At 37.7% G+C, this 5215-nt stretch carries 3 protein-coding genes and 1 tRNA gene; all 4 read left to right on the top strand.

Annotation, left to right across the window (positions count from 1 at the left end):
- The first annotated feature begins 165 nt into the window (after nucleotides 1-165).
- The 4 genes from ACLFMM_RS09160 to ACLFMM_RS09145 all read left to right on the top strand — a co-directional run bounded on the left by ACLFMM_RS09160 (nucleotide 166) and on the right by ACLFMM_RS09145 (nucleotide 5129).
- Nucleotides 166-2895, top strand: a complete 2730-nt coding sequence (locus ACLFMM_RS09160) for a DEAD/DEAH box helicase (protein ID WP_410808431.1) — start codon at nucleotides 166-168, stop codon at nucleotides 2893-2895.
- A gap of 60 nt (nucleotides 2896-2955) precedes the next feature.
- Nucleotides 2956-4335, top strand: a complete 1380-nt coding sequence (locus ACLFMM_RS09155) for a cryptochrome/photolyase family protein (RefSeq protein WP_410808430.1) — start codon at nucleotides 2956-2958, stop codon at nucleotides 4333-4335.
- A 52-nt stretch (nucleotides 4336-4387) separates the two neighbouring features.
- Nucleotides 4388-4472 (top strand) — tRNA-Leu (locus ACLFMM_RS09150).
- 156 nt (nucleotides 4473-4628) lie between these two features.
- Complete coding sequence (locus ACLFMM_RS09145; RefSeq protein WP_410808429.1) at nucleotides 4629-5129, top strand: hypothetical protein; 501 nt, start codon at nucleotides 4629-4631, stop codon at nucleotides 5127-5129.
- The last annotated feature ends 86 nt before the right edge of the window (nucleotides 5130-5215 follow it).

Genomic DNA, 5215 nt, shown 5'->3' with positions numbered 1-5215 from the left:
TAAATTGAAAATTTACAAATATCTTTAAATCTTTGATTTAAAGAGTAAGGCTTTCCTAGTAACCTTCTTCCGAAGCCGCTGAGTCTTTAGCTCAGCGGTAGTTCACACGTGGTTATAAGGACTGGTTAAGATAATTGAAAACTTCAGGAAGAGTGAATTCTTGATATGAGTATTAAACAGCAAATTAACAAAATCAAATCATCCAGAGGATATCAGAATCAGATCGTACACATCCAAGATATACCTGCAAAATTTCCAGAATACAGACCTATTGATTTAAAACCACTTGTAGATTCAGGACTGGAAGAAACGGGAATTAATAAGCTTTATAAACATCAGGTAGTAGCAATCGAGGAAATAAAAAAAGGAAACAATATCGTACTTTCAACAGGTACATCCAGTGGAAAAACACTCACATATCTGATTCCTATTTTTGAACAGCTGATGGATGACAGAGATGCGACTGCAATCTATATCTCACCGTTAAATGCGCTCGTGAATGATCAGGTTAACAAATTCCAGGACTTTCGAGACAAAACTGGACTTGATATAGGTATAAGCAGGTTCATAGGCTCGATACCTGATGAAGAAAAGAAAGCTTCAAAGAATGATTCACGGATAATATTTACAAACCCTGAAATGCTTCACATGAGTCTCCTTCAATGGAAACATCAATGGGTTAGAGTTCTCTCCAATCTGAAATACATCGTTCTTGATGAGAGCCATTACTACAGAGGAGTTCTTGGAAGTAATATGGCAAACCTTATCAGAAGACTGGAACGTGTGTGTAATTACTATGGCTCAAATCCTCAATACATCTGCTGCACAGCAACAATAGGAAATCCTGAGGAACATACATCCTACCTTATCGGAAAAGATGTTACTGTAATTGACAGTGATGGGTCAAGCAATGGTCCACAGAAATTCGTTTTCTGGAATCCGCCTCTGTTTATAAACAAGAAAGGTTTCAATGTCAGAAAAGCCAGCTTCTATGAATCAGTACGATTGTTTTCAACTTTTGTCCAGGATGGTTACCAGTCGATAATTTTCACAAGAGCAAGGCAGAAAGCTGAAAGGATGGCTCTATCTGCAAAAAATGAACTGGATAGCCGTGGTTTTTCTAAAAAAATCTGTTCTTACCGAGGTGGATACCGTAAAGATGACCGGGAAAACATAGAAAAACAGCTGTCTGACGGTTCTCTTAGAGGTGTGATCTCAACCAATGCTCTGGAGCTTGGTATAGATATTGGAGGTCTGGACGTATGTATATTAGACGGGTACCCTGGTACAGTGATGAACACCAAACAACAGGCAGGAAGAGCCGGTCGTGGGGATAATGAAAGCGCAGTATTTATGGTTGCAGGTCCTGATGCTCTTGACCAGTATTACATGAGAAATCCGGATAAGTTCTTCAGAAAAAGCAGTGAAAATGCTGTAATCAACGTCTCAAATCCCTATATACAGGAAGGTCATATTCTCTGTGCCGCCAAAGAGATCCCTCTTAGAAAGAACGATGAGAAATATTTTGGACCTGAATTCTGGAATATCATAAAATCACTCGAAAACCAGAAACTGATTACAAAAAAAGAACCTATATCATCACTGGTACCTCAACCTCACATGGATGTTTCCATCCGAAATATAAGCAAACACGGATATTCAATAGTATTGCCAATCGGTAATAAAAGAAAAATACTTGAGAGGGACATGGAAAGTTCTCAGGCATTCAGGGAAGCTTTTGAAGGGTCAGTATACCTGAGTATGGGTACTCCCTACATCGTTACTGAGATGGATCATGACAGAGGAGAAATATATGTCCAGGAAACAAAAACTGACTACTACACCAAACCATTAATAGATTCAGAAATATATGTGAAAGAAATTTACGAAACCAGTACCTTTGATACATCAAAAGATATAACAACCGGATACGGCAGTGTTGAAGTGGAAGAACAGGTGACCGGTTATAAGAAATTTCAACATTTTACCGATGAAGACCTCGGTGAATATTCACTTGATATGCCTATAACAACACTTGAAACCGAATCATTATGGATAGAACTACCATCCAGGTTTAAAGAGCTTGTACAAAGCTATAACCTCGATTTTGATGGCGGTATCCACGCCATAGAGCATAGTATGATTGCAATGTATCCGATACATTTACTAGCAGATAGGAACGATGTAGGAGGTCTTTCAAAATCCAACCATTCCGATGTTAGTGGTAAAAGCGGGATATTCATCTATGACGGACACAGCGGTGGTGTAGGTTACGCTGAGAACGGCTATTATAAACTCAGGGAAATGCTGGATGTTACATTAAATGCTGTTGAAAATTGTCCATGCAATGATGGTTGTCCAAGTTGCATCCAGTCTCCAAAATGCGGCAACAATAACAGCCCACTGGATAAGCACGCAGCGATTATGATTTTGCGTGAAATACTGGCTAAACCCCGGTATATACCACCTCAAAAATCCAGTAAAAAAGCTAAAGTTAAAACAAAGTCAAAGAATAAACCAGGCAACAGTAATTCAATGTCTGCAGAAGACTGGATTAAAAAAGGTAGAGTGTTTGGTAAAGAGAAGAAACACAAAAACGCTTGTGAATGTTTTGATAATGCACTCCATCTGGAACCAGACAACGCCAAAGCTCTCTATGATAAGGCTAAAGCCTGTTTCCATTTAAGAATGTATGACCAATCAATAGAATGCATCGATAGAGTCCTAGAGATGGGATATAACACAGTAAACATCAGAAAATTGAAAGGTATTGCTCTTATCAATCTTGATAAACGTCGTCCAGCTCTTGATGAATTTAACAAAGCATTAAAACTTGACCCTAATAATCCCAGAATCCAAAAACTCAAATCTGATACCGAAGAGCAATTGAAATGACCATACCATTTCACTATATATTAAGAAAATTTTTAATCCCTGAACCTGTTATTTCAAATCATGGGAAATTATAACCGGTCACTTTTCATTTTCAGGAGAGATTTAAGATTCGATGACAATACTGGTCTGGATTCTGCACTTCAACAATCCACATATGTCATACCGTGTTTTATCTTTGACCCAAGGCTTATTGAAAATAAAACCAACTTCAACTCGAACGCTTATCAATTCCTCATTGAATCATTGGAAGATTTGAAAGCACAGCTGGATGAAGAAGGTGCAAAACTCTATTTTTTCTATGGAACCGCAGAAAAAATAGTTGAGAACCTAACCAGCAAAAAATTGGTAGATGCTGTTTTTGTTAACAGGGATTATACACCATTCAGCAAAAAAAGAGATGATGCTATTCAAAAAATATGTGAAAAATATGAAGTGGATTTTATTTCATATGATGACCTGACTTTACACAATCCTGATGATATTAAAACACAGAAAGGAACACCATATACAGTGTTTACACCGTTTTTCAAAAAGGCAAGTCGATTTGAAGTTGATACACCAGAAACATTGACAAGAAAAAACTTCTATACTGATGAAATTGAAGACGAACTAAAAGGCTTGAATTATTCCCTGTCATATGACAAAAATGAATCAATCCATGTAAAATGTGGCAGGTTAAATGCTATACAAATTCTTGATAGTCTGGAAAAATTCAGGAGTTATGAATATGAAAGGGATTGTCCGTACATGGATGCAACTACCGGATTATCAGCTCACAACAAATTCGGTACTGTATCTATCAGGGAATTCTATTATTCTGTAATCGATAAACTTGATAAATCGCATCCACTGGTTGCACAACTCTACTGGCGGGATTTTTACACATATCTTGCACACCATTTTCCCTACATGTTCAAACAATCCTTTAAGAAAAAATTCGATGCGATCGAATGGGAAAACGACCCTGACAAGTTCAACAGGTGGTGTGAAGGAAAAACAGGGTTTCCTATAGTTGATGCAGGTATGAGAGAACTGAATCATACAGGATACATGCACAACAGGGTTAGAATGATAGTGGCATCATTCCTTGTTAAAGACCTGCACATAGACTGGAGGTGGGGAGAAAGGTACTTTGCCAGAAAACTGGTAGATTACGATAAGTCGGTCAACAATGGAAACTGGCAGTGGTCTGCATCCTCAGGACCTGATGCACAGCCGTTTTTCAGGATATTCAACCCCTGGTCACAGCAGAAAAAGTTTGACCCTGAATGTATATATATAAAAAAGTGGGTGGAAGAACTTGAAGATGAGCCCTGCAAGGTAATACATAATCTGGAAAACCGTAGTACATCAATACCCAATTATCCAGAACCGATGATTGACCACAAATCAGAAAGGGGAAGAGCATTAGACATGTATCGGTCAGTCAACCAAAACTAAAATAATCCGTAACGTTAATATGGAAGAATACATTGTATGTATATCCTCAGGCGCGGGAGTCGCCGAGCTAGGTCAAAGGCGCTGGATTTAGGGTCCAGTCTCGAAGGAGTTCGTGCGTTCGAATCGCACCTCCCGCACTAATTAATTGTAAACACTCTGAAAATTAGATTAATATGGCAGATATTAGCACTATTTAATAAAATTAAATACCGTCAGAATAAAGAACAATGAAACCGATATAATAAACACCGGCAACAATCTAAAATCTACCAGAATATTTTGTGGTAATTATTTTGCGAGTCCTTGCAGTTAGACAACCATGGGCATCTTTGATTTGTAACGGATACAAATGCATGGAAATCAGGAGTTATAAAACAAGCGTTCTTGAGGAATATATAGCAATCTACGCATCCAGAACCTTGCCAAAAGAATCCGATCTCAAATGGATTAGAACTATTTTTAACCTTTACCCGGGTATATGTCCAGTAAGAGATATTCAAAGAAATTATACCGATCCAAGCAGATTAACCTACGGAAAAATACTCGGTAAGGGTATGATATACAACTGTTTTAAATTTGAAAGTCTTGTAGAATTCAATACAAGGTTCTTCGAACATCTGAATCCACCTAAGAATTTCGGAAGAGATATCTATGGTTGGGAATTCGCAAACGTTTACGAACTTAAAAACGGTGTTCCTTTTAAATTTCAAGGGTCAATTGTCTGGAGCCATACAGATGATGATGAAATCGATCATGAAGTGTACAATTTAAACCATCCTGATCATTATATTTGATCTCACAGGTTAATTTTCTTTGCTTCATCATGGTAATAAATTCTGCACCCTTATTTCTCTCCAATTCAATAGTACCATTAATTTGT

Origin of the sequence: Methanohalobium sp. (genome assembly GCF_046546175.1) — an archaeon.
Lineage (GTDB): Archaea > Halobacteriota > Methanosarcinia > Methanosarcinales > Methanosarcinaceae > Methanohalobium.
This window is presented reverse-complemented; position numbering and strand designations above follow the sequence as displayed.